The 26,719-nt window shown below is 51.8% G+C and carries 29 protein-coding genes and 1 pseudogene; 11 read left to right on the top strand and 19 right to left on the bottom strand.

Going from position 1 to position 26,719, the window contains the following annotated elements; genetic code table 11:
- Positions 1–113 precede the first annotated feature (113 nt).
- Genes L2Y54_RS00740 through L2Y54_RS00755 form a run of 4 tightly spaced genes read left to right on the top strand, consistent with a single transcriptional unit; the run spans position 114 to position 3,541 of the window.
- Positions 114–548: a bacteriohemerythrin gene (locus tag L2Y54_RS00740; RefSeq protein ID WP_236499174.1), complete on the top strand. Its 435-nt coding sequence runs from the start codon at positions 114–116 to the stop codon at positions 546–548.
- A complete protein-coding gene (locus L2Y54_RS00745; RefSeq protein ID WP_236499176.1) occupies positions 535–1,092 on the top strand; it encodes a DOMON-like domain-containing protein in 558 nt (185 codons plus the stop codon). The genes L2Y54_RS00740 and L2Y54_RS00745 overlap by 14 nt, the downstream gene beginning before the upstream one ends.
- A gap of 42 nt (positions 1,093–1,134) precedes the next feature.
- Positions 1,135–2,301 carry an RNA-binding domain-containing protein gene (locus L2Y54_RS00750; protein ID WP_236499178.1) on the top strand — a complete coding sequence of 389 codons (1,167 nt, stop codon included), beginning with the start codon at positions 1,135–1,137 and terminating at the stop codon, positions 2,299–2,301.
- 31 nt (positions 2,302–2,332) lie between these two features.
- Positions 2,333–3,541 carry an exo-beta-N-acetylmuramidase NamZ family protein gene (locus L2Y54_RS00755; protein WP_236499180.1) on the top strand — a complete coding sequence of 403 codons (1,209 nt, stop codon included), beginning with the start codon at positions 2,333–2,335 and terminating at the stop codon, positions 3,539–3,541.
- A gap of 5 nt (positions 3,542–3,546) precedes the next feature.
- Here L2Y54_RS00755 and L2Y54_RS00760 read toward each other — a convergent pair whose 3' ends face one another.
- The 16 genes and pseudogenes from L2Y54_RS00760 to L2Y54_RS21805 form a co-directional block, all read right to left on the bottom strand.
- Positions 3,547–4,365, bottom strand: a complete 819-nt coding sequence (locus L2Y54_RS00760; protein WP_236499181.1) for a transglycosylase SLT domain-containing protein — start codon at positions 4,363–4,365, stop codon at positions 3,547–3,549.
- Between the two features lie 72 nt (positions 4,366–4,437).
- Positions 4,438–5,802 carry a glutathione-disulfide reductase gene (gorA, locus tag L2Y54_RS00765; protein WP_236499182.1) on the bottom strand — a complete coding sequence of 455 codons (1,365 nt, stop codon included), beginning with the start codon at positions 5,800–5,802 and terminating at the stop codon, positions 4,438–4,440.
- Positions 5,803–5,815: 13 nt separating this feature from the next.
- A complete protein-coding gene (locus L2Y54_RS00770) occupies positions 5,816–6,550 on the bottom strand; it encodes a glutathione peroxidase (RefSeq protein WP_236499183.1) in 735 nt (244 codons plus the stop codon).
- Positions 6,551–6,678: 128 nt separating this feature from the next.
- Positions 6,679–9,306 (bottom strand): PAS domain S-box protein, encoded by a 2,628-nt coding sequence (locus L2Y54_RS00775; RefSeq protein ID WP_236499184.1) that lies wholly within the window; start codon positions 9,304–9,306, stop codon positions 6,679–6,681.
- Between the two features lie 106 nt (positions 9,307–9,412).
- Positions 9,413–10,939 carry a complex I subunit 5 family protein gene (locus L2Y54_RS00780; RefSeq protein WP_236499185.1) on the bottom strand — a complete coding sequence of 509 codons (1,527 nt, stop codon included), beginning with the start codon at positions 10,937–10,939 and terminating at the stop codon, positions 9,413–9,415.
- Entirely contained in the window at positions 10,939–12,462 is a 1,524-nt protein-coding gene (locus tag L2Y54_RS00785) for a complex I subunit 5 family protein (protein ID WP_236499187.1), read from the bottom strand. The genes L2Y54_RS00780 and L2Y54_RS00785 overlap by 1 nt, the downstream gene beginning before the upstream one ends.
- On the bottom strand, positions 12,459–13,913 hold the full coding sequence (locus L2Y54_RS00790; RefSeq protein WP_236499188.1) for a complex I subunit 5 family protein: 1,455 nt from the start codon (positions 13,911–13,913) through the stop codon (positions 12,459–12,461). The genes L2Y54_RS00785 and L2Y54_RS00790 overlap by 4 nt, the downstream gene beginning before the upstream one ends.
- Complete coding sequence (locus L2Y54_RS00795) at positions 13,906–14,205, bottom strand: cation:proton antiporter subunit C (protein ID WP_236499190.1); 300 nt, start codon at positions 14,203–14,205, stop codon at positions 13,906–13,908. Before L2Y54_RS00795 ends, L2Y54_RS00790 begins: the two co-directional genes overlap by 8 nt.
- On the bottom strand, positions 14,205–15,143 hold the full coding sequence (locus L2Y54_RS00800; RefSeq protein WP_236499192.1) for a Na(+)/H(+) antiporter subunit B: 939 nt from the start codon (positions 15,141–15,143) through the stop codon (positions 14,205–14,207). The genes L2Y54_RS00795 and L2Y54_RS00800 overlap by 1 nt, the downstream gene beginning before the upstream one ends.
- Positions 15,130–15,429, bottom strand: coding sequence for a cation:proton antiporter (locus L2Y54_RS00805; RefSeq protein WP_236499194.1), 300 nt, complete (start codon positions 15,427–15,429; stop codon positions 15,130–15,132). The genes L2Y54_RS00800 and L2Y54_RS00805 overlap by 14 nt, the downstream gene beginning before the upstream one ends.
- Positions 15,426–15,686 carry an MrpF/PhaF family protein gene (locus L2Y54_RS00810; RefSeq protein ID WP_236499196.1) on the bottom strand — a complete coding sequence of 87 codons (261 nt, stop codon included), beginning with the start codon at positions 15,684–15,686 and terminating at the stop codon, positions 15,426–15,428. The genes L2Y54_RS00805 and L2Y54_RS00810 overlap by 4 nt, the downstream gene beginning before the upstream one ends.
- A complete protein-coding gene (locus L2Y54_RS00815; protein WP_236499198.1) occupies positions 15,683–16,171 on the bottom strand; it encodes a Na+/H+ antiporter subunit E in 489 nt (162 codons plus the stop codon). Before L2Y54_RS00815 ends, L2Y54_RS00810 begins: the two co-directional genes overlap by 4 nt.
- Before the next feature lie 165 nt (positions 16,172–16,336).
- On the bottom strand, positions 16,337–17,485 hold the full coding sequence (locus tag L2Y54_RS00820; RefSeq protein ID WP_236499200.1) for a hypothetical protein: 1,149 nt from the start codon (positions 17,483–17,485) through the stop codon (positions 16,337–16,339).
- Between the two features lie 143 nt (positions 17,486–17,628).
- Positions 17,629–17,955 carry a heavy metal-binding domain-containing protein gene (locus L2Y54_RS00825; RefSeq protein ID WP_236499202.1) on the bottom strand — a complete coding sequence of 109 codons (327 nt, stop codon included), beginning with the start codon at positions 17,953–17,955 and terminating at the stop codon, positions 17,629–17,631.
- Positions 17,956–18,041: 86 nt separating this feature from the next.
- Positions 18,042–18,176, bottom strand: coding sequence for an oxidoreductase-like domain-containing protein (locus tag L2Y54_RS00830; RefSeq protein WP_236499204.1), 135 nt, complete (start codon positions 18,174–18,176; stop codon positions 18,042–18,044).
- A gap of 26 nt (positions 18,177–18,202) precedes the next feature.
- A pseudogene (locus tag L2Y54_RS21805) lies at positions 18,203–18,286 on the bottom strand (oxidoreductase-like domain-containing protein); the annotation flags it as partial.
- A 109-nt stretch (positions 18,287–18,395) separates the two neighbouring features.
- Between L2Y54_RS21805 and L2Y54_RS00835 the strand changes: the two are divergent.
- The 6 genes from L2Y54_RS00835 (at position 18,396) to L2Y54_RS00860 (ending at position 20,783) form a co-directional block, all read left to right on the top strand.
- Positions 18,396–18,671, top strand: a complete 276-nt coding sequence (locus L2Y54_RS00835) for a hypothetical protein (protein WP_236499206.1) — start codon at positions 18,396–18,398, stop codon at positions 18,669–18,671.
- Between the two features lie 75 nt (positions 18,672–18,746).
- Complete coding sequence (locus tag L2Y54_RS00840; protein ID WP_236499208.1) at positions 18,747–19,001, top strand: UPF0175 family protein; 255 nt, start codon at positions 18,747–18,749, stop codon at positions 18,999–19,001.
- Positions 18,988–19,200: a hypothetical protein gene (locus L2Y54_RS00845; RefSeq protein WP_236499210.1), complete on the top strand. Its 213-nt coding sequence runs from the start codon at positions 18,988–18,990 to the stop codon at positions 19,198–19,200. Before L2Y54_RS00840 ends, L2Y54_RS00845 begins: the two co-directional genes overlap by 14 nt.
- A 40-nt stretch (positions 19,201–19,240) precedes the next feature.
- Positions 19,241–19,462, top strand: coding sequence for a DUF2281 domain-containing protein (locus L2Y54_RS00850; protein WP_236499212.1), 222 nt, complete (start codon positions 19,241–19,243; stop codon positions 19,460–19,462).
- Positions 19,459–19,875 carry a type II toxin-antitoxin system VapC family toxin gene (locus L2Y54_RS00855; protein ID WP_236499214.1) on the top strand — a complete coding sequence of 139 codons (417 nt, stop codon included), beginning with the start codon at positions 19,459–19,461 and terminating at the stop codon, positions 19,873–19,875. Before L2Y54_RS00850 ends, L2Y54_RS00855 begins: the two co-directional genes overlap by 4 nt.
- Before the next feature lie 98 nt (positions 19,876–19,973).
- Positions 19,974–20,783: a S1 family peptidase gene (locus tag L2Y54_RS00860; RefSeq protein WP_236499216.1), complete on the top strand. Its 810-nt coding sequence runs from the start codon at positions 19,974–19,976 to the stop codon at positions 20,781–20,783.
- A 25-nt stretch (positions 20,784–20,808) separates the two neighbouring features.
- Here L2Y54_RS00860 and L2Y54_RS00865 read toward each other — a convergent pair whose 3' ends face one another.
- The 3 genes from L2Y54_RS00865 to L2Y54_RS00875 form a co-directional block, all read right to left on the bottom strand.
- Positions 20,809–23,061, bottom strand: a complete 2,253-nt coding sequence (locus L2Y54_RS00865; RefSeq protein ID WP_236499218.1) for a nitric oxide reductase activation protein NorD — start codon at positions 23,059–23,061, stop codon at positions 20,809–20,811.
- A gap of 158 nt (positions 23,062–23,219) precedes the next feature.
- Positions 23,220–24,023: a CbbQ/NirQ/NorQ/GpvN family protein gene (locus L2Y54_RS00870; protein WP_236499220.1), complete on the bottom strand. Its 804-nt coding sequence runs from the start codon at positions 24,021–24,023 to the stop codon at positions 23,220–23,222.
- A gap of 143 nt (positions 24,024–24,166) precedes the next feature.
- Positions 24,167–25,546, bottom strand: a complete 1,380-nt coding sequence (locus L2Y54_RS00875) for a ribulose-bisphosphate carboxylase (RefSeq protein ID WP_236499221.1) — start codon at positions 25,544–25,546, stop codon at positions 24,167–24,169.
- A gap of 122 nt (positions 25,547–25,668) precedes the next feature.
- Between L2Y54_RS00875 and L2Y54_RS00880 the strand changes: the two genes are divergently transcribed.
- Complete coding sequence (locus tag L2Y54_RS00880; RefSeq protein WP_236499222.1) at positions 25,669–26,637, top strand: LysR family transcriptional regulator; 969 nt, start codon at positions 25,669–25,671, stop codon at positions 26,635–26,637.
- Positions 26,638–26,719: the final 82 nt, after the last annotated feature.

The following is a 26,719-nucleotide window of genomic DNA, read 5'->3' on the forward strand; positions in this document are numbered from 1 at the left end:
GTAGTTAATCCGCGATTTTAACATTAGCGCAATCGGCAAATTAAGGATAATTGAAATTCCCATCCCGCTACATCACTCTTTGCGTCCATCGCTTTATCAGGAACAACCTCACCATGCACATTGCTGACAACGCTTTCATGCCACAGGAAATCCCCGCCATGACCCAACTCCACGAAGAAGAGCGGGTCATGCTCAACGCCCTCTACCCCTTACTAGCGCAAGCAACGCCGGATATTGCCAGCATCGACGCACACCTCGACGCGCTGCTCCAGCACACCACCGTGCATTTCGAGCAAGAAAACCGCAATATGCTGATCATCGAATTCCGCCCTTACCCGGTACACAAAGATGAACACGACCTCGCCCTCAGCGCCATGACCAGCGCGTTCGATCACTGGAAAGCCAGCCGCGACCTGCCCGTCTTGCGCCATTATCTCGAAACCGAATTACCCGCTTGGTTGCAACAACACATTGCCACGATGGACATGATCACCGCGCGTTTCCTGAAAATGCATCAGGACAAAGGCGGCGTGCTTGCATTCGCCTGAGTCACCCACCGTGCTAAGCCTGCATTGCCACCCCAGCACCCCCTGCCCTGCCGTCGATGCCTTGCAGGTGCAAGTAACACCCAGCGCAAGCGGCTTGCACCTGCGTTACACCCTCAGCGGCACCCTCGCCGCACTCAATATTCCCCGCCCGCAAGCCCCGACCGCCACCGATGGCTTGTGGGAACACACCTGCTTTGAAACATTCATCCGCGTGTTAGGTGAAAACCATTATCATGAGTTCAACTTTTCGCCTTCGAGCCAATGGGCAGCGTATGCATTCAGTGCTTATCGGGAACGACTGGCATGGCAAGCGCAACAGCCGCCTGTGATAAGTACCGCAATACGTGGCAATGAATTCGTGTTGGAAGCCTTGCTTGCCAGCGCTGATTTACCCGACAATTGCACCCAACAGCCTTGGCAATTGGGGATCACGGCGGTGCTAGAAACCACCAGTGGCGAAAAGTCCTACTGGGCATTGCAACATCCCGCCACGCGCCCGGACTTCCACCATAACGGCAGTTTTGCATTTACGCTGTTGCCCTGATATATACTGGTAACACATCACTCGCAGGAATCCGCGCACATTATGGACATCGCCACTCTACAAGCCATCGTCGATCGAGGTGAAGATGGTCAACACCAATTCAAATCTGATGTCAGCAACATCAATGCATTAGCGGCTGAAATCGTAGCATTCAGTAATAGCGTTGGCGGAATAATTCTAATCGGTATCAACGATGACGGCTCATTCACTGGCTTAAATCGCGAAGACATGGGGCGTTTAAATCAATTAGTCTCCAATGCCGCTTCTCAATCTGTACGACCTCCGGTAAACCCACAAACTGAAAATATTGCCACACCGAACGGTTTAGTCATGGCAGTGCAAATTCCACAGGGAATCAGCAAACCCTATATGGATAACAATGGCTTAATTTGGGTTAAGAGTGGTGCAGACAAACGCAAAGTGACCGCTCGCGAAGAAATCCAACGCATGTATCAATCAGCAGGTTTATTGCATGGCGATGAAATTCCCGCCAAAGGTCTCACGGTCAATGACCTAGACAAAGACTATTTTGCCGGATTCCTGCAAAAACATTTCAACACTGACGTGAATACACTCGACGTCCCCTTGCCGACACTTTTGGAAAATATGAACTTGATGCGCGATGGCACATTGAATGTCGCTGGTGCATTGCTCTTCACACGTAACCCTAGTTTTTATTTACCAACATTTGTCCTCAAAGCAATTGCTTTTCCCGGCAACACTATTGATGTCAATACGTATCTCGATAGCCAAGACATGAGTGGTAAGTTGTTAGATGTATTTCAGCAAACCCTCAGCTTTGTGATGCGCAACTTACACCATGTACAAGCTGGGCAAAATGTTAACTCGCTAGGAGAGCTGGAAATTCCACGTGTTGTCTTTGAAGAACTGATTACGAATGCATTAATTCACCGCGATTACTTTGTGTCAGCCACCATTCGCTTGTTCATATTTAAAGACCGCATTGAAATTATCAGCCCCGGACATTTACCCAATAATTTGACCATTACTAAAATCAAACTGGGTAACTCCAATATACGCAATCCCATTTTGGTTTCATTCGCCAGTCGCATCTTACCCTATCGCGGTTTAGGCAGTGGTATTGTTCGAGCCTTAAGTGCTTACCCGGATATTGAATTCGTTGATGACCGAGAAAACAACCTGTTCAAAGCCATTATTAAGCGCCCACCTTTTCCAGCTTTGCCATAACAACAATAACTTTTAAGGGACACCTAACATTATGCAATTTGGTCTTGACCGCTTTCTAAACGATGCCAGCCTTCGCGCCCCCTTGCACGGCAAACGGGTTGCCCTGCTCGCACACCCTGCCTCCGTCACCGCCGACTTGACCCATTCGCTGGATGCACTCGCCGCGTTGCCGGACATTCACCTCACCGCCGCGTTCGGCCCGCAACACGGCATTAAAGGCGACAAACAAGACAATATGATGGAATCGCCCGACTTCATCGACCCGCAACACGGCATTCCGATTTTCAGCCTGTACGGGGAAGTGCGCCGCCCTACTCCCGCGATGCTCGACACCTTCGACGTATTGCTGGTGGATTTGCAGGACTTGGGTTGCCGCATTTACACCTTCATCACCACCCTGCGCTATGTGCTGGAAGCCTCCGAACAACACGGCAAAAGCGTGTGGGTACTCGACCGCCCCAACCCTGCCGGTCGCCCCGTGGAAGGCTTAACCTTGCGCACGGGCTGGGAAAGTTTCGTCGGCGCAGGCGCAATGCCGATGCGTCACGGCTTAACGATGGGCGAACTGGGCTTATGGTTTATCCGCGAACTCAAGCTCACGCTCGAATACCGCGTAATCGGCATGGAAGGCTGGCAACCCAAGCAAGCACCCGGCTACGGCTGGCCACTGGGTGAGCGCGAATGGATCAACCCCAGCCCCAACGCCCCCAATCTGTCCATGGCACGTTGCTACGCCGGAACAGTGATGCTGGAAGGCACCACCCTCTCGGAAGGGCGCGGCACGACCCGCCCGCTGGAACTGTTCGGCGCACCTGATATTGATGCACGAGCAGTTATCCACACCATGCAAACCCTTGCTCCTCACTGGCTGCACGGCTGCCGTTTGCGTGAATGTTGGTTTGAACCCACCTTCCACAAACACGCGGGCAAATTGTGTGCGGGAGTACAAATCCACGTCGAAGCGCCGCATTATGACCACGCCGCGTTCCGCCCTTGGCGCGTGCAAGCGTTGGCGTTCAAAGCGATTCGCCAGTTGTACCCTGATTATCCGCTGTGGCGAGATTTCCCCTACGAATACGAATTCGGCAAACTGGCAATTGACGTGATCAACGGCTCCAGCTTGCTGCGCGAATGGGTGGATGATCCGCAAGCCACCCCAGCGGATTTGGATGCGTTCACCCTGCCCGACGAACAAGCATGGGAAGCCACCCGTGAGCCATTTTTGCTGTACACGGCTTAAACGGTTTAATGCGCATCTTTGAGCAGTTGCGCGATATTCCACAAACTCGGCACGTATTCCACCGCCGCTTTCAAGGATCTATCGCTCGGCTGCTTGAGGTGTTGCGCATAAAGTTCATGGTAAAAATTGGCAAAATTAGGCGCAATTCCCCGGCTTTCCATGTCCGCAATCAGACGTTTGACATTGCCCGACCCCCAGTTATACGCGGTAAACGTCAATAACCACGCATCGCTTTCCGCAAACCCTGCCACATCCGCAAAATAGAAATGGTAACGGTGCAGATGCGCTTGTGCCGCTTGGGTGCTCAAGCTGGCATTTGAGCGTAACTTATTGATGCCCGTGGTTTTGATGGCATCGCTGACATAATCCAGCGTCTGAATTTCTTTCAAGACTTCCGGGGTCATTTGCCAATAACCGTAATCGGCGGATTTTTTACCTTTTTTGCCATGCCACTGCGATTCCAAATACGCAATCAACAAAATGCTATCCGGCATTCCTTGTAAATCGACGTTTTTCACAAACGGATACGAGCGGACAAAGGCATCCAGATAAGCATTGTCACCCTGCTTGTCACGCCACTGAATTTTATTGCGCACCTGTTCGGTCACTTGCAAGAAGGTGGTTTTGCCCTCGCCGTGCAGCGCATTGCTCAGAAAAAACGCGAACAAATCGTAATGTTTATGCGCTAACTGGGCGCTGGAGGCTTTCGCGGGTACTTGGTAGGCAACTTTGTGCCACGCGGGGGGTTCTGCCTGTGAGGTGGCACTGAGTGAAACGGTCGCGAATAACAACAAAGCAATAACGGCGGATTTTGACAGCAACATAAGCAATCTATTTTGCAGAAGAATGAGCCTATTTTAGCGAGGCTCACTCCATCTGCATGGATTATTTTTGGCTTATTTCATCGTGACCATTTCTTCAGCACTAACAGGGTGAATCGCAATGGTGTCATCAAAGTCCTGCTTGGTTGCACCCATGCGAATAGCCACCGCGAAACCTTGCATCATTTCATCCACACCCAAACCGATCGCGTGGCAACCGACGATCTTTTCGTCTTCGCCGACCACAACCAGCTTCATCGCGGTCTTGGCTTTGTGCTTGACGAAGGAATAATACATTGGGGTGAATTCGGTGCTGTACACCTTTACCGCATCGCCGTATTTTTCCCGCGCCGCTTCTTCCGACAAACCAATCGTGCCAATCGGCGGATGCGTGAACATTACGGTTGGAATCAAGCTGTAATCCAGCTTGCGGTCTTTCATGCCACCGAATAAACGATCACCGAGGCGACGGCCTGCTGCAATCGCTACCGGAGTCAGTTGCACCCCGCGCTTATTGATAATGTCACCAATCGCGTAGACACCGGGAACGCTGGTTTCCTGATACTCATTCACGTCGATGAAACCACCGGGGGCAAGCACCAGACCAATGTTTTCCAAACCAATATCGTCGGTGTTGGTCTTGCGACCAATCGCCCATAACAACTGATCCAGATCACTTAAGGTGCTGCCATCCGCATAGTTCACGGTAAGTTTGCCATCAGCCTGCTTTTCCACGCTGGCAATTTTCGCCGTGTCATTGAACACAATGCCGTCATGTTCCATTTGCGTGCGCAGGGTTTTCTGCATCAGGCTATCGAAACCGATCAACACGGGGAAACCTTGGTGCAACATGTGCGTTTCTGAACCGAGCGCATTCAATACGCCCGCCAATTCCAACGCAATGTAACCACCACCGACAACCGCGACTTTCGCAGGCTGCTCTTCCAGCTCGAAAAAGCCGTCGGAGCTGATGCCGTGTTCTGCACCGGGAATATCCGTTGGCACAATCGGGCGACCACCCGTGGCAATCACGATATGGTCAGCGGTATAAGTTTCGCCGTTCACGTCTAGGGTTTTCGCATCGACAAAACGTGCTTGCCCTTGAATCAGATCAATACCCGCTTCGGACAAAAAGCTATCCATGTACCAGTCGGTAATGCCGCCGATCATATTGTCGCGCTTGTTCACCAGCTTGCCCCAATCGAGCTTGCCGGGAACAGTTGCGAAACCGTAATCCTGTGCGTCGTGCTGGGCATGAGCCAAGTTCGCGGCAAACCACATCACTTTTTTGGGGACACAACCCCGATTGACGCACGTACCGCCGAGGTCGTCATTGACTTCCACGACGGCGCACTTCGCGCCATGTTTCGCAGCCTTTTCGACCACTGACAAACCACCGCTGCCCGCGCCGATGGCGATTAAATCGTAATGTTGGCTCATGCTTTGCTCCTGATTATCGTGCGCTCAACCACGCTTCCAATTTATCCGAACCGCCAATCAGTTCACCGTTGATGAACACTTGCGGAACCATATCCACACCGGCGATAGCACGCAGGCTGCGGTTGGTATAATCGCGGTTCAATTCCAATTCGTCAAAATCAATTTCTGCGTCGTGCAACATGCCTTTGGCTTTGGCGCAGAATGGGCAACCTTGACGGGTGAATACGGTCACATCCAATGGTGCTTTGGCATTCGGGGCAATGTAAGCCAGCATGGTATCAGCATCGGAAACTTCAAACGGGTCGCCCGGCTTGTTCGGTTCGATGAACATTTTAGCAACCACGCCGTCTTTGACCAGCATGGAATAACGCCATGAACGCTTGCCGAAACCGAGGTCGTTTTTGTCAACCAGCAAACCCATGCCGTCAGTGAAGTCACCGTTACCATCGGGGATGAAGGTGATTTTGTCGGCTTTCTGGTCAACTTTCCACTCGTTCATGACGAAAGTGTCGTTGACGGACATGCAGATAATCTCATCGACACCGTATTTCTTGAAAGTGTCAGCCAACTGGTTGTAACGCGGTACATGGGTAGACGAACAAGTTGGGGTAAACGCACCCGGCAGTGAGAAAACGATCACGGTCTTGCCCGCAAACAATGCATCGCTGGATACATCAACCCACGTGTGGTTTTGGCGAGTGCGGAATGTCACGCTAGGAATACGCTGACCTTCTTTATTTTCAAACATGGGAGTCTCCTTTTGAGAAAAAACAATTTAACAATTACTTAACAATCTATAAAACTGATTGGAATGGGCGCAGTATAAGGAGTCGCTGATGAATTTTACAGTGGATTGTTTCTAATGTTACGTTCGATTTATTCAATTAAGCCCATGAGCGTTTGCAATAAGGCATTGGGTTCAAACGGTTTCGCCACATGCGCATTCATCCCTACTGCCAAACAACGTTCTCTTTCTTCATGCATGGCATTTGCCGTCAACGCGATAATCGGCATGGCAGCGTAACGGGCATCAGTACGCACCATGCGAGCGGCTTCGTAACCATCCATCACCGGCATTTGAATATCCATCAATACCACGTCATACGCGGGTGATGTGCTGGCAAGGATTTTGTCCACACCCTCTTGACCGTTATCCGCACACTCCACTATCGCCCCGTATTGCGTGAGGATCTCAGAAGCAATCAATTGGTTAATCGGGTTATCTTCCACCACCAAGATACGCTTATCCCGTAACGGCAACGCGACAACCGGAGGTGTGGCTTCTGGCGCATGTGTTTGGCTAACCGCAGGCGACAGCGCATGTGGCAAGGTAAGCGTGACGGTGAAACGCGAACCTCGCCCCGGTTCACTGCTCACCGTGACCTCACCGCCCATCAAATCCAGCAAGCGTTTCACAATGCTCAAACCCAAACCCGTGCCACCGTAACGGCGCGTGGTCGAATCATCCGCTTGCGAAAATTCTTGAAACAAACCGTTCACCGCCACACTATCCATGCCGATGCCGGTATCTTCGATGCAAAAGCGTAAGTAACTGCTGTTTGCTCCGCGTTCCAATTCATCAATGTACAACGCCACATGACCTTGGCTGGTAAATTTCACGCCATTGGTGAGTAAATTGGTGAGTATTTGTTCCAAACGCAAGGCATCGCCTAAGAAAAAGCCCTGTTCCCCCTCCAGATGCGGGCTGCGTAACTCGAATAACAACCCAATATTTTTTTCCTGCGCCTGTTGACGCTGCAACGTTAGCGCATTACTTACCACGTCTTCTAAACGGAAGGGAGCCATTTCCAACGTTAATTTGCCCACTTCGATCTTGGAAAAGTCGAGGATGTCATTGATGATACGTAACAACGATTGTGCTGCGTGCTGTATTTCAACCACGTAATCGTGCTGCCGCTGGTTCAGGTCACTGCCCAGTGCCAAATGACTCATGCCAATAATCGCATTCATCGGGGTGCGGATTTCGTGACTCATATTGGCCAGAAACAAGCTTTTGGCTTTGCTGGCTTCTTCCGCTTTCGCTGCCATCGCGAGTGAATGTTCGGTGGCTTGCGCCAACTTGAGATTGGTTTCACGCAACGCCACTTCCGAGCGATGCCGTATCACCGCCGCGCCGACCGATGCTGCCATCGAAGTGAGGATTGCCTGATCTTCCAGCCCCCATTGGTAATCAATGTAGCAGTTATCAAAACCGATAAAGCCCCAAAAACGCCCCTCCACGTTCACGGGTACAACCATCAACGACACAATATCTTGTGGTTCGAGAATGGCGCGTTCCGTCTCAGGAAACGTAGCCACTAAACCCGATATAGCTCGCCCTTCTGACAGCGAGTCAAACCAGCGCGGAAACAAGCCGTCAAACGACAAGTATTGTAACTCAGGGTTATCGATTTGGATGCTAATGCCGTTGCGCACCCATTCGTAACGCTGACTCATGAAACGTTCAGCCGTGAGCGGGTCAACGTGGTATTCAAATAAATACACCCGATCCTGTTTGGTAGCATTCCCCACCGCAGCCAAGGCCTGTTGCATGGCTTCATTGATGCAGGGTTCAAATAACAATGCCTGCATCGCAATCGCCACCGCTTCAAACAAGGCATCCTTGCGTAGCAATAACTCTTCCGCTTGTTTGCGCTCAGTAATATCGCGCCCGGTTTCGAGAATGTATTCGGGTTGCCCTTGCGCATCCCGAATCAGGCGGTGACTGCTATTACACCAATAGTGCGAACCGTTTTTGCGGATAACATCAAGATTCACCTCGAAGGCAATCTCACACTGCGGGTCGGCTAATTTCTCCGGGGTTAAATTCTCCGCCACCAATTGCTGGAGTCGCGCATAGGATTCGCTTGTCATCAACTGATCAAAAGGCAGACAGCGAAATTCCGCTGCACTATAACCCGTGCGCTGGTATAGCGAGGGCGTGGCATACAACACACTCATATCGAGATTGAGCACGCCGATGTAGTCGTGCATGTTCTCGGTAATCAAATTGAACAGGCGGGTTTGCTCGCGAGCTTCTGCTTCAGCCTGCTTACGTTTGGTCACATCGCGTACATCGACCACCAATTTGCCACCGTCTTCATGGCGGTTCAGCGAAGCCATGAACCAGCGTGTTTCACCCTGAAGCACCAAGGGGTATTCGTAACGACGGTTTTCCCCGGTGCGGCGCACATAGTCGGCGCATTCCAAGTAAGGCTCACTGGTATCAGGCGGCAACACTGCCGTAATGGGTTTGCCGAGGAATGCCTCAGGCGGCATCAGTAACAGTTCTGGGGAGCGACACTGAACATCTAATAAACAATCTTGGGCATCTATCAGGAAAATTAGATCACTCATGGACGATACCAAGGTCTGGTAACGTTCTTCGCTGCGCTGAAGAGCCTGACGTGTTTGCGCCAACAATACCCGCAAGGCGTGCGGATCATCGGGCAAATCATCCACTGCCAATAATGCGGCGGCGTGAGTATCTGAATAACAATTCATGCAGTTCCCTAGCAGTGCTTATGATTGTAATGGGTAACAGCACGTAGCATATCGCCCTAAACGCTAGGTTTCCACACCATCCAGAGTAAACGCATTAAAGATTACGTTAAGCGGATAAACAACGCCTATGTTTACGCCACCATTCCCGCATCCAATGCCACCCACGGTAGCCAGCGTGCGCCACCAACACCGGCACATCCCCCGCCGGAATACGCGGCAATAACGCCAAGGCAATCATCCCCAAACCCAGCAAAATCGGCACGACATCCCACCATTTAAACGCCGGTAGCGCAAACAGAAACGGCCACCACAACACCCATTCCACCAAAATAGCCCAACCCAACCATTGCGTCAGACCGGGGGAAGTGCTGGTGTGATGGCTGGAAGCTCCCCCATGCTGGCGGCGATAACGCCACAAACTCCACACAAAGCGCCCCATCAGCAAGGTGGTTGCCAAGCTACTCAGCCATAAACCCAGCGCCAAGTGCTGCCAATCGGCTGGCAATGCCGCTTTCACACTGCCTTTTGCCAACGCCCCACTGGTCAATGGCACGCCTATCAATACCAACGCCAAAATCACCAGCACGCCCAACAACCACCAAGACAAGGTTTGCTTAAACAAGCCCACCCCAAGGAATAATGCCCCTTTCACCCAAGCATGGTGTGCCACATACAATACCAACGCCATTGCCAACGCCGCATCCGCAGGGGCCTGCAATACCAACCCCGTCAATAAGGTCAACACCCCCAACTGACTCATGGTCGAATACGCCAGAATCACTTTCGGCGCGGTTTGCCGCAAACCAAACACCACCCCATAAAATGCGCCCACCAATCCCAGCCACACCAACCACTCTGCCACCCACACCGTGCTGGCTGCACCCGCTGGCAGAAAGCGTACCAAACCCAGTATCCCCGCTTTCACCATCACGCCGCTCAACAATGCCGACACTGCTGGAGGGGCAGCACCGTGCGCAATCGGCAACCACACATGCAAGCCCGGCAATGCCACCTTAATTCCCAAGCCCAGCGTCACCAATATCACCGCAGCAAGAGGCAACTCCTTGCCCACCACCTCACTGAAATACACACTCCCGATTGCACCCGCCGTGAACACTGCACCGGCAAACAACAAGACCTCACCCAACACCGTCCAAATCAGGTAAATGCGCCCGGCACGGCGCGTCGTCACCGAAGCCTGTTGCGCAATTAACCCATACGCTGCCAGCCCCATTAAGGCAAACCCCAGAAAAAAGCTCCCCATGTCCTGCGCAATCACCAACAACACATTGCCGCTCAAGGTCAACAGGAAAAACACCCGAAAACGCCACCAACTTGCCCCCGCAGGCGTACCACTCACACTGTACAAGCCCGCCAACAGCCACAATAGTGCTGTCACCAGTAAAAATACCTGCCCCGTGGCATCAATCCCCCATTGCACCCCCAATAATACCCAAGGCAACGCTACCGACGTTCCCGCTGGCAAAACAAAAGCCGCCACTAACGCAGGCAATGCTGCCACCGGCAATAGCCATTGCCCAATACGGTCATTCGCCACCAAGGCAAAGCACAACGGTAACAAGGGCGCTAACAGCAATAAAAACGGTAACTCCAGCAGCACGGGTTGCAGCATTATTTGTACTCCCTAGCGGTAATCAATTGCGCCCACTCCAACGGACTAAACGGTGCGGACGCGAGCAAGCCCGCCAACAATGCCAAACTCGCGGTAATCACGGGCGGCCACAACAACATGCCATGCGTTTCCCAACGCTGCGCCTTAATGTGTTCGTCTGGCCAAGGGTCAGCAGGCAAAAACCACGCTCGGTACAAAATGGGCAGAAAATACGCCGCATTCAGCAAGCTACTGGCAATCAACACTGGCATTACCCACAGCAATACGCCCGCTTCCAACGCCCCTAACCCCAAATACCATTTGGAAATAAACCCCGCCATTGGTGGAATCCCGATCATTCCCAACGCCCCCAAGGTAAACGCCAGCGTGGTTAACGGCATTCGTTTGCCCACCCCGTTCATTTGGCTGACGCGATGAATCCCCAAGGTTTCCGCGTAATTACCGGCTGCAAAGAACAAGGTAATTTTCATAATGCCTTGGTGTACCAAATGCACAATACCGCCCACGGTTGCCAGCGGCCCTAGGATTGCCGTCCCCAAAATGATGTAAGACACCTGACTCACCGTCGAATACGCCAGCCGTTTTTTCAAACTATCCTGAAATAACGCCAGCGTCGAACCGTACACAATGGTCAACGCGGCGACTACTCCTAACGGCACTAATACGCCCAAGACAGCGGCAAACTCCACCCCATACACATCGTAAACCACGCGCACAATCCCAAATGCCCCCGCTTTCACCACCGCCACCGCGTGCAATAAAGCACTGACCGGCGCAGGTGCAACCATTGCTTTAGGCAACCAACCGTGCAAAGGCACCAAGGCGGCTTTGACCCCCAAACCCACGATCATCAGCAAGAAAATCCAACGCAAGGCGCTGTGCGTTTCCGCAGGCAAGCCATCCAGAATCCCCCCTTGCACAAACGTCAACGGCCCGGCAATCGACTTCAACCACACCACTGCCACCAGCAACAGCAACCCACCCGTGAAGGTATAAGCCAAATACAAACGCGCAGCTTTGCGAGCTTCATGCGAGCCTTTGTGCGCCACCAAGGGGTAAGTCGCCAAGGTCAAAAACTCGTAAAACATCACAAACGTCACCAGATTGCCCGCCAACGCCAAGCCCACGGTTGCCGATACGCACAAGCTGAAAAACCCAAAGAAGCGGCTGCGGTGCGGGGAATGTTCCAGATACCCAATCGCGTAAACCGTTGTCACCAACCACAGCAAGGCGGATAAGGTCACAAATAACATCGACAGCGCATCGGCGTGCAATAGCAATTCCAAATTGGGCGCAATCACCCAGCGCACTTCGTACACCTGCCCGTGATACACACCCCAGATCAATACGCCCACCAATAGTAATTTCACCACTGCCGCGAGCAAATTCAAGGTGGTACGTAAGCGATGGCTGCCTTCTTGCACAAAGAAAATCACCAAACCGACGCTAAACGAACTCAGCACAATCCACAGCGGTAAATTCTCTCCCAGTGCGTCGGTGAGAACATTCAATAACTCGTTCATAGCCCTGCCCCCGTGCCAGTCTGCGCCAACCATGACCACAGACTCATTGCCCCTAAGCCCAGCCCAAAAGTTGCCATCAATGCTAACGCCAAGGCAGGAATTTCCTGCGTAGCCGCCACGAACGGGCGCTTAACCGCTGGCAAATGCCCGAACGCGTGCCCCAACAAACGGAACACATAAGCGGTTGCCAATAACGACCCCACCACCAAGACCAGCACCCACCACCATTGCCCCGTCTGGAACGCCGCATCCAACAAATACCACTTCCCCAGAAACGCCCCACTCGGCGGCAAGCCCACCAAGGCAATGCCCGCCAACGCAATTATAAACGTGGTCAACGGCAAGAATTGCGTCGTACCACTCAACTCACGGATACGGTCATGCCCCGCGTATCGCAGTAAAATCCCCGCTGCCAAAAACAATGCCGATTTCGCAAACGCATGAGACAGCGCAAACAACACCATTGCCCCGAACAACCATTGCCGTGCTTCGCCTTCCAACACCATCAACAGCGGGAAAAACATCACCAAATAGCCCAATTGCGCCACACTGGAATACGCCGCCAATAATTTCAAGCGTTCTGCCCGCAACGCTGACCAAGACCCCCACAACACCGCCATCGCGCCTAATGCGCCCAAAACATTCGCCAGCACCGGTGTTGTCAACGGTGCAAACACCTCAAACCACAGCCGTACCACCAAATAAAATGCCGCTTTCACCACCAACGCTGACAATGCCGCACTCACCGGGGCGGGCGCATTGGAGTGCGCCGGAGGCAACCAGAAATGCAGCGGAAATAACGCCATTTTCAACGCCAACCCTGCCAACATCAGCAACAGTGCTGCCCAGCCCAAGGGGTTAACTTGCAATGCCTCGGCAATTTGCACAGCGTTCAGCGTGCCATACGCGGCATACAGCAAGGTGATAGCCATTAGATACAGCATCGACCCCAATAGCCCCACCACCAGATAGCGCAAGGCTGCCCGCAATGCCGCCCGTTTCGCCCCTAACGCGGTGAGTGCCGACGCTGAAATTCCCAACAATTCCAAGGTGACATACACATTGAACAAATCACCCGCCAAAAACAATGCATTCAACGCCGTGGCTAACAACAACCACAACGGCCAAAACAATTCATGCTGACGCTGCGTCCGAAAATATTGCCGCGCATACACACTGCACCCCAACACCACCAGACTGCTCATCAGCACCATGACTGCCGCCAAGCCATCCGCATACAAACTGATGCCCAGACCGATTTCCCAGCCACCCAGCGCCAGCTCTTGCACCCCGGCGTGTTGCACCACCCACAACAGCCAGACCGCACATCCCGCCGTTAACGCGCTGCTAACCCAACCAATCGTCGCCGCGTGTTGCCGCCACACCGTTGCCAGCAATGCGCCCAGCAACGGCAGACTAATCACCCAAACGACACTCGCAGCTTCATTCATTGGCTGCATCCTCCAAACGGCGGATAATCACCAATGCCAGTGCCGTTGCACTGACAGCCACCACAATACCGGTCAAAACCAAGGCATGAGGCACAGGGTCTGGGGGCAGATTTTCACCGCGATACGCCACCGCGATCAGCGTCAGAAACACCCCCGCGCCCATCACATTCAAGCTAATAATTTTGCGCACATAATGGGCATGTAACCAAGTTCCCCACAAACCAATGGCGAACAGGAAAATGCCAGCGCACACATACAAAAACTGCGGATTGATTGCACTTAACCCCGCCATCACGCTGCCTCCTTCTGCGGTATCCCGCCCATGAAAGCCAACGTCAGCGTCATCCCAATCGACACCGTAGCCAGCATTTCAATCAATAATATCCACCATTTTGCATAAGCGACCGGGTAATGCAGGAAACCCTGCCCCCACCCCAACAGCCCCAAACCCACCAGCAAAAACACGCCCGTTCCTGCCACCAAGCCCAAGCGCACCAACCACCGCGCCGTCGGCAAACCCGCAGAGGAATAACCTGCCAAGCGCAGCAAAATGCCCGCCCCCGCCAGCAATGCCCCCGCCTGAAATGCTCCACCCGGTGAATGCGCTCCCGCCCACAGAATGTAACCCGCCATTAGAATCAATAAGGGCACTAACCACACCGCCAATTGGCTGAACGCGGCTTCCGTCACATACGTCGCACGCACATACCCCAAGGCACGAATCCCCAAAATGGCCGCCAACAACACCGCCAATTCCAACAAGGTATCCCACGCCCGAAAATTCAATAACACCGCCGTTACCGGGTGGCTAACCCCGCTGAATGCCAATTGCGCATCCACCGCCGCACCTTTGCGCCAGGTTTGTTCCACCGTCGGCAATATTGATAACAAGCCCCACGCAATCGCCGTACCCAACACCATCACCAACACCCCCGCGCCCCATACCAAGGCAGGGTGTTGTGGAAACCGATCGGTTTGTTGATGCGTATCGCGCCGCAAGGTTGCCATTAACAACGCCCCGCCCAACCCCGCCCCAATCGCGGCTTCCGCCAGCGCAATATCCGGGGCGTGTAACCGCGCCCACACCAACGCCAATACCAAACCAAACACGATAAACAGCATCATGCTACGCCGCCGATCACTGCTAAGTACCGCCGCTACTGCCAATAACAGCAACACCGCCACCAGCAACAGATCCAAAACACCCCATAAGCCATCAAGCAGATTCATCGTGTCTCTCCTGTTGCCGATGCAGGAATACCGCAATCAAATGCGCATTCACCGCACTCGCCACCAATGCCAGCAACCACACCAAGACGAATTTAATCGCCCACAACACATCGGGTACTTGGAATAGCAAGCCTGTCATGATTAACCCCAAGCCCAAATTATCCGCCTTCGTCAGGGCATGAAGCCGCGCAAACGTATTGGGAAACCGCCACAACCCCAACAAACCGGACACGAAGAAAAACAAGCCCAGCAACAGCAATAGCACGGAAAGCGCGTCAAGGATCATGATTTGCCCCCCCGTTGCCGGTGAGTAAAGACTGCCGTCACCAATACCGCCAACAACACCAGAATCAAGGCAGTATCCAAAAACGCCCGTTGCTGCATCACCACTGCCAGCACCAACAAAATCGCGACACCCAAGGTTCCCAACAACTGCACCGCCAACAAGCGGTCAGTCAACCGCGCCCGCGATAAAATAATCAGTAAACTGATGAGTAACACCAGCGCCAATACCACCACCACCGCCAATAGCACCGTATTCATAGCGTCCCCTTGTAACAAGGCAATGCAAACAAATCACAGACCCGCCGCTCCAAACGGGCTAAATCTTCCGCCACTGCCCCACGATCATCGAGTACATGCAAGCACAACTTGCCATTTTCTGACACGCACACGCTCACCGTACCCGGCAATAAACTGATGCAATACATAAAAAACGAGCGGATTGGCCCTTGAGGAAAAATAAGACGGTATTCATAGAACGCGACAGACAATGACACGCGCGGTTGCCACACCCGCAACGCAATATCCAAGCCACCACGGAATGACTCAAGCAGGAAAAACACCACAAAACGCAGTGCACCAAGGAATGAAAATGTTAAGGGATAAGGAACATGGCGCTGCAACCGATAACTCCACAGCGCCAACATAATGAACGGCAGCCCTACCAGCAAAGAACTGAGATCACCACTGGTCAACAACAACCAAAGTGCCAGCAATAACACAAAGAAGAGACTCACTAACCGCATAACGCTTTACCCTCTGCTTGGGCTTATTTCCTAGTAGCAATGTCAAGAATGACATTACTATAGTTAACGCGCAGGGGGTCCTGCCAATTTACGTCAGATTAATTGAATAGCTTGACAAACCAATGCAGATTAGTTAGTGAGATTCAGTGGTAGGCACACACAACGTTAATACGGCAAATGCAGGTAAATCTCCTCTTCTTCTTCCATCATGTGAATCGCGTCATCTAACGGTAGCTGTTGGGGGTTTTCCGAGCTGCACGCATTGAGCTTTGCAAACAGCGCATCTTGTTCCAGCAGGTAACGTTCACCGCTCGCCAGTTGCACATACGCTGCCCAAGGGATGAATTTGGTCAGAACAAAGGTCTGCTCCGGTGAGGGGGAAATGTCGACATGCAGCCCTGCAAGGTATACAAGGTTACGTCCGCGATAGTTTTTATCCTGTGAAATGCTGCGATAAGCGCGGTCAAATTCCGCTTGAGTATTGGCTTGCGCGGCGGTCAACATCGGTTCGGCAGAAGTGACAATCCACGGCATCGCGCCAATCAGGTTTTGTTCGAGCTGGCGGCTACCATCCACGTCTTCGCGCAAGCTGGTGTGGAATGTGAAATATTCCGGCAACAGTGCATCCCCAATGGGCTGACGCTCCCCAGCTTTGAAAAACCAGCTCATGTGTTGGCAGAAGGTTTGCGTTGCCATAAAGGTGCGCGACGTGCTCTGGATCGACAGCGGAATCACTTCACCATCAAGGTTGTGTTCCACAATCTTTTCCAAGTGCAATACCAAACTGCGTTCACGGCTGCGTGACAGGTATTGATTATCCAGCGTCACGCGGCAATGGTCGGCTCGCATGTCGACGGTGATATTGCGGCAGGCGAATTCGTATTCATTCAAATACCAATTAATCGTGGCGTGGATTTTGCCGCAGTTGCTGGAGCAGCGGTGATTAACGGACTGGATGCGCCGGTATGTGCCAAAGGTATAGGTTTCAGGGTCATAACCGACATGGCTGGCATGGACAATCACCAGATCTTTACCGTGATGGGCGTGCGGGCCATGACGGTCACACGCCATAATGCCGCCGACCTGCCCATGATTAAAGGGGAATGTACCGAAATGCTTTGCCAGCAAAATGATCGGGTAGCCTTGGCTTTCGTCCGAGCAAAACGCACGTGAGGGCATGATTTTGCCCGGTTCAAAGCCTAAATCAAGACACCAGTTATACAGACGTGGTACGAAACTGCTGTAACGGAACCAGTAGTCTTCCATACGGAAGTGACCGAGGCTGGCTTGCACGTTCTGATGGACGTTGTACATGAGAGGCTTCCGGTGATGACAAGAATGTTAAAGTGTCGACATTACCAAAAAATAGTGCGCTGCACAAAGCAGTGATTCAACCAGAGTTGGGATCAAGAACTGACCCGGCGCGTCAATGGCGAGTAGTTCGTAGTAGTCTGTTTCTATTGAAGGTTGACGGCTGTACCGCTAACCGTGACCATCAACATGCCGCCACTGTTACCCATGGTGATGTTTTCGTAGTCAAGGTCGATGCCGACGACAGCGTTTGCACCCAGGCTTTTGGCTTGGGCTTCCATTTCGGTAAAGGCGATTTCACGGGCTTTACGCAATTCTTTTTCGTAGGAGGCGGAGCGTCCGCCGATAATGTCGCGGATTCCGGCAAAAAAGTCTTTGAAGACGTTTGCGCCAAGAATGGCTTCGCCTGTCACCACGCCGAGGTATTGGGTGATGCGTTTGCCTTCAATCGTGGGGGTAGTGGATTGGATCATGGGGCACTCCTGTTTTACAGTGATTTCTGGTGTTGATCATATAACAAGGGCTGAAAATGACTGGTTCAGCCCTTTCTGGATAGGGTTTATGGTTGCGCTGGCTTGGCGGTATCGGTGTTTTTTGTGCCTTGCTGCGCTTGTTCCCATTTCTGTAATTCTGTGCGGTAAATGTCCCACACGCAGGGGTCACAGCCGCTTTCGCAGCATTCGTTTGTTCCCATTTCTGTAATTCTGTGCGGTAAATGTCCCACACGCAGGGGTCACAGCCGCTTTCGCAGCATTCGTTGGGGGCGGGTGGTTGGGGTTTTTCGGTGAGGTCGAATTCTGGCATAGAGGGGTCTCCTGATTGAGTTAGCGAAACATAGCAAGTTGGGATTGGTGGGGCTAGTGTTTTGCATTATGCGATACTTTGCGAACATAACGGATTTGAGGAATACGCCATGAAGCATTCAGATTTTCAAATTGGCACGGAGTTTTTTACAGCCGCCGGACGTTGGCGGTGTACTGACGTGGGTACTCGTGTGATTGTGGCGATTTCGCTAGAGCCAAGGGAAATTATGCGTCAGTGGACTGACGCGAAAGGGGAACGTATGCAAGAAACCTTCATCAGCGATGACCCGCGTGACCTTATCGGGCCACCGTATAGTGTGGCGGAGTTGGTGTTTGACGAATACGATCTGGATGGGTGTTCCACTGACCCCGATGATTTTCTCTGACGGGGGCTGAGATAACAATTTGTTTGAGTTTGCTATACTGAGCCATCGACATCACAGCATGTGAGGAAATAACGTATGACAACGGTAACAGTCCAAGTGCCTGATTCTGTGCTGCCTTCGCTGCACCTTGATCCTGCGGGTTTCGTGCGTGAGATGCGTCTTGCTGCTGCGATCAAATGGTACGAATTGCGGCGCGTATCTCAGGAAAACGCTGCTGGGATTGCAGGCGTGAGTCGTGCAGACTTCATCACCGCATTATCACAGGCACAAGTTTCCCCCTTTCAGTTAAACGAAGCAGAATTGTGTGAGGAGCTGCATGAACTCTGTTAAGCACAACTACACAGACGAGCGTCAGCAATGGTTGGATAATCCGACATTGGAAGAAATCAGAGCCGATATTCTCAGACTCAAGCAAGACCCACGCAATCCATTGAAGCAGCAAGAATCCCACTTTCGGCTGCGGGTAGAGCGGGGACGTGGCAAGACTGAGCGCGGGCTGGAGTTGCTACGTAAGGCGATGCGTGAGTAGAATGAAACATCCTATTTTTCTTGTGCAAAGGTGAAATACCATGATCCCTAATGCCGTACTACAGGACTTTGAAACACTACCCTCAGATGCGCAACAGCAGGTTATTGATTTCATAGCTTTTATCAAGGCACGTTACCAAGCAAGGGTAACAAAACAACCCCAGAGTACACTGGAAAGCTCTTTCGGCAGCATCAAGGTGAAGAAAAAAGTGACCTTGGAACAAATGGATGAAGCTATCCGTCAACGTGGGGCAACACTTTGATTGCGGTCGATACCAACATACTGGTTCGGGTTCTGACAAATGATGAGGAATCACCAGCACAAACAGAGCAAGCACGCGCTTTGGTAAAAGCGGCGGGGCGTGTTTTTGTGCCACAAGTAGTGCAGGTTGAGTTTGTTTGGGTCTTAGAGCAGGCTTATGATCTTGAAAAAGATGAAGTTGTCGCTGCTTTAGAAACTTTGCGCGATGATCCTACTTACGAGTTGCAGAATCCTGAGCACTTCATACAAGCCTTAATGCGTTTTTGCCAAAGCAATGCAGGGTTTGCGGATTCGATTATTGCGGTAGAAAGCCAGCAGGTCAACATGACGTTGTGGACATTTGATCGTAAGTTGAGTAAGCAAGAAGGTGTGCAGCGTTTATTACTGGCATCACTAGCAGAGTTTGAGAAATAGAACACTATTGTGGCGAAAACAGGGTATGTTCCAGATTTTCCCAGAAAAGATATATAGGTATTTGTTTTTAATGAGTTTTAAATGGTATTCATAGATTAATGAGTGAGTTAAAATTTAACCCAATATCTCAAAGTTCCTACTTTGTAACCGCACGATTTAATGAAGTTGAGTTATCTACCGCTACTGCGTTTTTTGTTGTTAGGAATAATAAGCGTTTCTTAATTACAAATTGGCATGTAGTAAGTGGTCGAAATTCAGAAACAGGGAAATGCTTAGCAGAGAAAACCGCCGCAATTCCAAACAATTTAGTTATTAGAGTTCATAAAAATAAGGAACATATTGAGTTTGAGGATTTTGCAATAGATCTATTAAATTCAGAAACAGATGAACCATTATGGCTACAGCATCCTCACTATGGAAAAAGTGTTGATGTGGCTGCATTGGAGGTTGATATTCCAGCACATTTGTTGGCAATGACTGTAGAGGAATTTATCGAGCCATTTAATGAGGAAACTACTGAATCAGTAGCTGATGATGTATTTATTTTGGGCTATCCTTTTGGTATAAGTGTTGGAAATATATTTCCAATTTGGAAACGCGCTAGTGTTGCAAGTGAACCTATAATCGACATAGATGAATTACCTAAGATTTTAGTAGATACGGCCTCTAGACAAGGCATGTCAGGCTCTCCGGTTATCCTTTTCAAAAAACGACCTGTCAGCATCATGGATAAACATCCAGAACCAACAAAGATTTCAAATTACTTTATGAAGCTTATAGGTATTTATTCAGGAAGAATTGGTGCAAGTGATGATAATCATCAAATTAAAGCACAATTAGGCATTGTATGGAAGGCTAAAGTAATAGACGAGATAATTACGCAAAAAATCTTCACTTCTGATGAGTAAATTTTCCGTGTTTTTAATTTACGTATCACCCCGTCAACGTAACAAACACCTGCGTCATCCTTTCCGGCAACCGCTGCACATTATCCACCACGGTCACGCGCTTGCCGAAAATATCCCGCACGTATTCATCCGCTCGCGGATCAAGGCTAATGCAATAGCTGTAAATGCCTTTCTGATCCAGTTCTTTCACCGCTTGGCGGGTATCTTGCGTCAGTAATTGCGGGTCATCCACGTCAATATCCGACGGTTCGCCATCGGTTAAAATCAGCAGCAGTTTTTTATCCGCCTGTTGATGCTCCAGATAATGCGCCGCATGACGCACCGCCGCGCCCATCCGCGTCGAATACCCCGCCTGCATCGCCGCCAGCCGCCCCTTCACCTCATCGTTCCAATGTTCCTTGAAACCCTTGATGTGCTGGTAACGCACCTCATGCCGCGTATTGGACGCAAATCCCGCAATCGCAAATGGGTCGCCCAACGCCTCAATCGCATACGCCAGCAACGACACCGCTTCCTGACTCAGCTCCAGAATGCTTTGGGTCGCGCCTTCCGGTACTTCGCTGATAGAAGCCGACAAATCCAGCAACAGCATCACTGCAATATTGCGCCCGTCATGCTTGTGGCTCATATTGATGCGCGGATCAGGGTTCGCCCCGCCCTTGAAATCAATCAGGGAACGGATCGCCACATCCAAATCCAGCTCGCTGCCTTCTTCCTGATAGCGTACCCGCGTGTAATTTTGCGGCTTCAACAAATCCACAATCTGCTTCAAACGCTTCGCCAACGCCGCGTGTTTCTGCAACAGCGCATCAATCACCGCCGGATTACCCGCCGGATGCAAACTTTCATACACGCTCGTCCAGTCCGGGCGATAGGTCTGCGTGCTGTAATCCCACTCAGGGTAATGGCGCGGCGGCAAGCCCGATTGCTCGTTTTGTTGCGCGGTCTGCTTGTGTTCGTCGAAGAATTCTTCGTCGTCGCTTTCCTCGATGTACTGCCACAAATGGCGGTTATCATCGCGGTAAGGAATGGTGGTATTGTTGAAATACACGCTCGGTAACTGGTCAGTTTGCAAGCGCGTCTGCGCCACAAACGAAATCGCCAGTTGCGTCATATCCGCCGTGGTCGCGTTGCCTTCCGCCATTTTCGCGTGGAACTTGCCCGCAAACTCATTGATTTTCGCGTTTTGATAGCCATGCGCCGGATTCAGTATCGCCCAGGACAACATCGCCAACCGATGCCGGAAACACGATTCCGTCTTGGAATCACACTCGTTTTCCAGCGGGGCAGGGTGTAATGCCGTGAAAATCCGCCGCAAACCGGGGTATTCCTGCATCGCCAGATATTCCACCCGACTATCTTCCAATCGTTCAATCGCAATGCGCTGTTGCGGGCTGAAATTATCCGCCACCACTTTGCGCGTCCAGCGTTGATGCGCCGCCATGTGCGCCAACACCGCCCGGTAACGGTCAATCCCCGTCACGCCGTGCGCATCGTCGAACACGTCAGGAATGCGCATCCCGAACTCATCAAAATACGGCTGCTGTTCGCGCATATCGCGGAAATCCACCGAATACGGCACGAGGTATTCGTGACTTTCCCAGCAGGCTTGCAGGTACAAATTCAGCTTGCGCTCGTGGTGCGTAAACAGCGTGCCGTGGCGTTCGTGCTGCAACATCGCCTTGGCATCGGCGGATTGCAGGCTGAAATATTCTTCCTGCCGATGCGGGTGTTTACCGTAGTTACGGATGCCGTATTCGATCCAGTTTTTCAAGCCACCCAAGGCTAACTGGCTCATCAAATAAGGCATTTGTTCTAGCAGTTTCGGCAAACCGGGGCTGGGAATGGTGGTGTGGAAGCCGTGGATTGAGCCGGTGGTACGATCCATCATGTCGAACACGATGGCGATGTAATTTTCAACCAATTCAGCACTGCCAAAACGGCGACTGGCTTCCGGCAAGGCTTGCAAAAAGGCAGGGATAGAACGCCCGTTCGGGGTACGCGACATTTTCCACACCGCTTGGCTAACTTGAGTAAGCACACCTTCGCCAAGGCGATGCGCCAATACCGGCATTTCCTCCAGATAAGTCAGCACGGGGTCGAAACCGCGCCCGATTTTGCACACCAACGATGCACCGTCGAGGTAATCCTTGATGCCTTCCTCGCTCAATAGCGCGAGCGCGTCCTGCATACAGGCGGCGAAGGCTTCATCAAGCTGCTTGAAGTTGCAGCTTAGTTGGGCGCGGTAACGGGCGATGACTTCATTTGGTTCTGACATGGTGACTCCGAGATTTACCTGCATCCTCCGAACCTCCCCCCTCCCTAACCCTCCCCCCGCAAGGGGTGGAGGGGACAAGAAACTTTCTCTTCTTCTATCTTGCTCCCTTCACCCCTTGCGGGGGAAGGGCTGGGGATGGGGGGGAATCTTCGGAGTTCCTACCCAAAAATCGCGTCAATCGCGTGGTTCAGCGTGCTGCGAATATCCGCATCATCGGTAATCGGGCTAACCAGTGCCATGCGGCAAGCGTCACCCGCTGCAATCCCGTCGCGCATCAAGTTGGCGGCGTACACCAGCAAACGGGTGGAAATGCCCTCGTCCAACCCATGCCCTTTCAGGTTACGGGCGGTATGGGCAATCTTCACCAACTTATCCGCCATTGCCGCGTCCACATTTGCTTCATTTTGCAAAATGGTGGATTCCACGTCAGCAGCAGGGTAATCAAAATCGAATGCCACAAAACGTTGCTTGGTGGACTGTTTCAAATCTTTCATCAGGCTCTGATAGCCCGGATTGTAGGAAATCACCAACTGAAAGTCGGGGTGCGCGTTCACCAGTTCGCCTTTTTTATCCAGAGGCAAAGTGCGGCGATGATCCGTCAGCGGGTGAATCACTACGGTAGTATCTTGGCGTGCCTCAACAATTTCATCGAGGTAGCAAATTGCGCCAATGCGGGCGGCGGTGGTCAACGGGCCATCCAGCCAGCGTGTACCATTGGCTTCGAGTAAATAGCGTCCGACCAGATCGGAAGCGGTCATGTCTTCGTTACAAGCGACTGTGATCAGTGACTTGCCGAGTTTCCATGCCATGTGTTCGACGAAACGCGATTTACCGCAACCCGTCGGGCCTTTCACCATCACCGGCAAGCGGGAACGGTACGCAGCTTGGTACAGTTCGACTTCGCGTCCGGTGGCTTGGTAGAAGGGTTCGTGTTGGATGGTGTATTGGGAAGCGTCGGTCATGGGGTGGATCTCGAATGAAGAAGGAAGACCCCCATCCCCAACCCTTCCCCCGCAAGGGGTGAAGGGAGTGAAGAACTCTTGTCCCCTCCCCCCTTGCGGGGGAGGGTTAGGGTGGGGGGTTCTTTACTGTGGTTGCTTGCGGCTTACTTGTGTACGCCCAATTTTTCGCGCCAGCCTGGGAAGATCTTGTCAGCATCGCCAGGGAATGACTCGAATGCGCGAGCAAATTCTTTGTGCTCTTTCGCAAATTCGATAGGGTCAGCACCGGATTTCCAGCACTCATAGGATTGACGCAGGGAAATCGCGCCAGCCGCTGGGCTGTCAATGTGACCGTAAGAACCACCGCCGGATGTGTTGATAACGTTACCGTGACCCAAGTTCTCGAAGAAGCCAGGCAGACGCAGTGCGTTCATACCGCCAGAGATGATTGGCGTAGTTGGCTTCATACCGTGCCATTCTTGGTGATAGTACGGACCGTCAGCGGAATCACGCTCAATCATGTAGGCGATGTTGCGGTCATCGGCGGCACCTTCCATCTTGCCGTAGCCCATGGTGCCGACGTGGATACCGGAAGCACCTTGCAGACGCGACATTTTGGACAACACGAACGCGCTGTAGCCACGCAATGCGGATGGGGAAGTCACAGCGCCGTGGCCAGCACGGTGGTAGTGCAGGTATTGACCAGGGTACTGACGACGGGCGGTAGTCACCATGCCGGGGCCGCCGACGTAGCCATCAACCAAGAATGCCACCTTGTTGGCATCCGGTCCGAACGTTTCCAAGATGAAATCGGCGCGGGCGCACATCTCGAAGTGATCGTCAGCGGTGATATTGGCAGAGAACAGTTTCGCCTGACCGGTTTCGTCCATGGCACGCTTCATTGCATCATAAACGAGTGGGTAAACTTTTCTCGCCGGGCAGAACACTTGGTTGCCTTGCGGTTCATCGTTCTTGATAAAGTCGCCGCCGAGCCAGAACTGGTAAGCCGCGTGAGCAAATGGTTCAGGACGCAGACCCAATTTAGGCTTGATGATCGTGCCTGCGATGTAACCACCGTTAACACGTGGACGACCTAAAATGTCCCACAGATCAGAGATGTCTTTGGATGGGCCATCGAACAAACGCAGCATCGACCATGGTACGTAGAAGTCATGCATCTTCAAGCACTTGACATCACCCTGACCTTGGTTATTGCCGATGGCAAGAGTCAGGAATGAAACGATCATGGCGCGACCGTCAGTCATATTGCGGTCGAACAGGTCGATCGGATAAGCGACTTTCATCACGCCATTGGCTTCGTCGATGAAGTACACCAGCGCATCAACACCCTTGGTGAAATCATCAGTGGTGCAAACTTCAACGTTAGTACCGGTGGAAGACTCGGCGGCGATATGCGCAGCAGTTTCCAAATAACCGTAACCAGCGACAGGCTGCATGTGATAAGCGACGAGGATGTGCTTATCACCCTTGATCAGATCTTCCTCTTTCAGGCTCAAGTCTGCATAACGTCCAGATTGGTCCATGACTCTCTCCTCAATTGTGAGTAAAAAATGGTTCAATAACTTTCAATGGAATGCAGTATAAGCAATGATTAACATAATAGAAACTCATTTATTCTTACTTAAACATCAGCTTTAATTATGTTATGCTGATTGCAAGAAACCCTGAATTTCCGAGTGATTTAATCAAGATGCACATCTCGTTCCGCCAGATCCAGATCTTCCAAACCGTTGCCCAAACGGAAAACTTCACCCGTGCCGCAGAATTGTTGCACATGAGCCAGCCCGCCATATCCATGCAGGTAAAGCAATTGGAAGAGAACGTGGGTTTGTCGTTATTTGAACGTCAAGGCAAGCGCATTGTGTTGACCACAGCGGGGCGGGCGATGCACGCCTACACCTGCGAGATTGCAGCAAAATATCAGGGCATGGTGGAAACGCTGGAAGAACTCAAGAATGTGCATCAGGGCTATATCAAGGTTTCCGCCGCCAACACGTCGATTTATTTTATCACTAGGATGCTGGCGGGCTTTTCACAGCAGAATGAAGGGATTACCGTTTCCCTCAATATCACCAACCGTAAAACGCTGGTGGAACAGTTGCAGAATTATGAGGCGGATTTGGTGGTGATGGGCGAACCGCCCGCCAATCTGGATTTGCATTCACAACGCCTGATGTGTAATCCGCTGGTGTTGATTGCGCCTGCGAATCATCCGCTGGTGGGGCAAAAAGACATTCCAGTATCGGCGATTATTGGGGAAAAGTTTGTGGTACGTGAGCCGGGGTCGGGGACACGCGCCGCGATTGAACGGTTCTTTGCCGAGCACGGGTATACCTTTTCCAGTATGCTGGAAATGGGCAGCAATGAGTCGATCAAGTATTCGGTGATTGCGGGGCTGGGCTTGGGGATTGTGTCCTTGCACAGCATCCAGTTGGAAATGGAAACGCACTCGCTGACTCTGCTGGATGTAGTTGGTTTCCCCATCCAGCGTTACTGGCATATCGTAACGCGGGAGGGAAAATGGCTTTCCCCTGCGGCACAGGCGTTTAAGGCATATGTGATTGCGGAAGCAGCGACGTATTCGCAGGATTACCAGCAATTGTTGCTGACTTAAAATTACAAATGCTGGAAGGATTTAGTATGGCAAAGACTAGGTATAATTGAACCCCAACATTGAAACTGATAGATATAAGGAA

Origin of the sequence: Thiothrix winogradskyi, assembly GCF_021650935.1 — a bacterium.
GTDB classification, from domain to species: Bacteria; Pseudomonadota; Gammaproteobacteria; order Thiotrichales; family Thiotrichaceae; genus Thiothrix; species Thiothrix winogradskyi.

Bases quoted from the DNA above. Each gene is read 5' to 3' on its own strand.
- L2Y54_RS00740 (WP_236499174.1), top strand. From the start codon at position 114: ATGCACATTGCTGACAACGCTTTCATGCCACAGGAAATCCCCGCCATG.
- L2Y54_RS00750 (WP_236499178.1), top strand. From the start codon at position 1,135: ATGGACATCGCCACTCTACAAGCCATCGTCGATCGAGGTGAAGATGGT.
- L2Y54_RS00755 (WP_236499180.1), top strand. From the start codon at position 2,333: ATGCAATTTGGTCTTGACCGCTTTCTAAACGATGCCAGCCTTCGCGCC.
- L2Y54_RS00760 (WP_236499181.1), bottom strand. From the start codon at position 4,365: ATGTTGCTGTCAAAATCCGCCGTTATTGCTTTGTTGTTATTCGCGACC.
- gorA (WP_236499182.1), bottom strand. From the start codon at position 5,802: ATGAGCCAACATTACGATTTAATCGCCATCGGCGCGGGCAGCGGTGGT.
- L2Y54_RS00770 (WP_236499183.1), bottom strand. From the start codon at position 6,550: ATGTTTGAAAATAAAGAAGGTCAGCGTATTCCTAGCGTGACATTCCGC.
- L2Y54_RS00775 (WP_236499184.1), bottom strand. From the start codon at position 9,306: ATGAATTGTTATTCAGATACTCACGCCGCCGCATTATTGGCAGTGGAT.
- L2Y54_RS00780 (WP_236499185.1), bottom strand. From the start codon at position 10,939: ATGCTGCAACCCGTGCTGCTGGAGTTACCGTTTTTATTGCTGTTAGCG.
- L2Y54_RS00785 (WP_236499187.1), bottom strand. From the start codon at position 12,462: ATGAACGAGTTATTGAATGTTCTCACCGACGCACTGGGAGAGAATTTA.
- L2Y54_RS00790 (WP_236499188.1), bottom strand. From the start codon at position 13,913: ATGAATGAAGCTGCGAGTGTCGTTTGGGTGATTAGTCTGCCGTTGCTG.
- L2Y54_RS00795 (WP_236499190.1), bottom strand. From the start codon at position 14,205: ATGGCGGGGTTAAGTGCAATCAATCCGCAGTTTTTGTATGTGTGCGCT.
- L2Y54_RS00800 (WP_236499192.1), bottom strand. From the start codon at position 15,143: ATGAATCTGCTTGATGGCTTATGGGGTGTTTTGGATCTGTTGCTGGTG.
- L2Y54_RS00805 (WP_236499194.1), bottom strand. From the start codon at position 15,429: ATGATCCTTGACGCGCTTTCCGTGCTATTGCTGTTGCTGGGCTTGTTT.
- L2Y54_RS00810 (WP_236499196.1), bottom strand. From the start codon at position 15,686: ATGAATACGGTGCTATTGGCGGTGGTGGTGGTATTGGCGCTGGTGTTA.
- L2Y54_RS00815 (WP_236499198.1), bottom strand. From the start codon at position 16,171: ATGCGGTTAGTGAGTCTCTTCTTTGTGTTATTGCTGGCACTTTGGTTG.
- L2Y54_RS00820 (WP_236499200.1), bottom strand. From the start codon at position 17,485: ATGTACAACGTCCATCAGAACGTGCAAGCCAGCCTCGGTCACTTCCGT.
- L2Y54_RS00825 (WP_236499202.1), bottom strand. From the start codon at position 17,955: ATGATCCAATCCACTACCCCCACGATTGAAGGCAAACGCATCACCCAA.
- L2Y54_RS00830 (WP_236499204.1), bottom strand. From the start codon at position 18,176: ATGGGAACAAACGAATGCTGCGAAAGCGGCTGTGACCCCTGCGTGTGG.
- L2Y54_RS00835 (WP_236499206.1), top strand. From the start codon at position 18,396: ATGAAGCATTCAGATTTTCAAATTGGCACGGAGTTTTTTACAGCCGCC.
- L2Y54_RS00840 (WP_236499208.1), top strand. From the start codon at position 18,747: ATGACAACGGTAACAGTCCAAGTGCCTGATTCTGTGCTGCCTTCGCTG.
- L2Y54_RS00845 (WP_236499210.1), top strand. From the start codon at position 18,988: ATGAACTCTGTTAAGCACAACTACACAGACGAGCGTCAGCAATGGTTG.
- L2Y54_RS00850 (WP_236499212.1), top strand. From the start codon at position 19,241: ATGATCCCTAATGCCGTACTACAGGACTTTGAAACACTACCCTCAGAT.
- L2Y54_RS00860 (WP_236499216.1), top strand. From the start codon at position 19,974: ATGAGTGAGTTAAAATTTAACCCAATATCTCAAAGTTCCTACTTTGTA.
- L2Y54_RS00865 (WP_236499218.1), bottom strand. From the start codon at position 23,061: ATGTCAGAACCAAATGAAGTCATCGCCCGTTACCGCGCCCAACTAAGC.
- L2Y54_RS00870 (WP_236499220.1), bottom strand. From the start codon at position 24,023: ATGACCGACGCTTCCCAATACACCATCCAACACGAACCCTTCTACCAA.
- L2Y54_RS00875 (WP_236499221.1), bottom strand. From the start codon at position 25,546: ATGGACCAATCTGGACGTTATGCAGACTTGAGCCTGAAAGAGGAAGAT.
- L2Y54_RS00880 (WP_236499222.1), top strand. From the start codon at position 25,669: ATGCTGATTGCAAGAAACCCTGAATTTCCGAGTGATTTAATCAAGATG.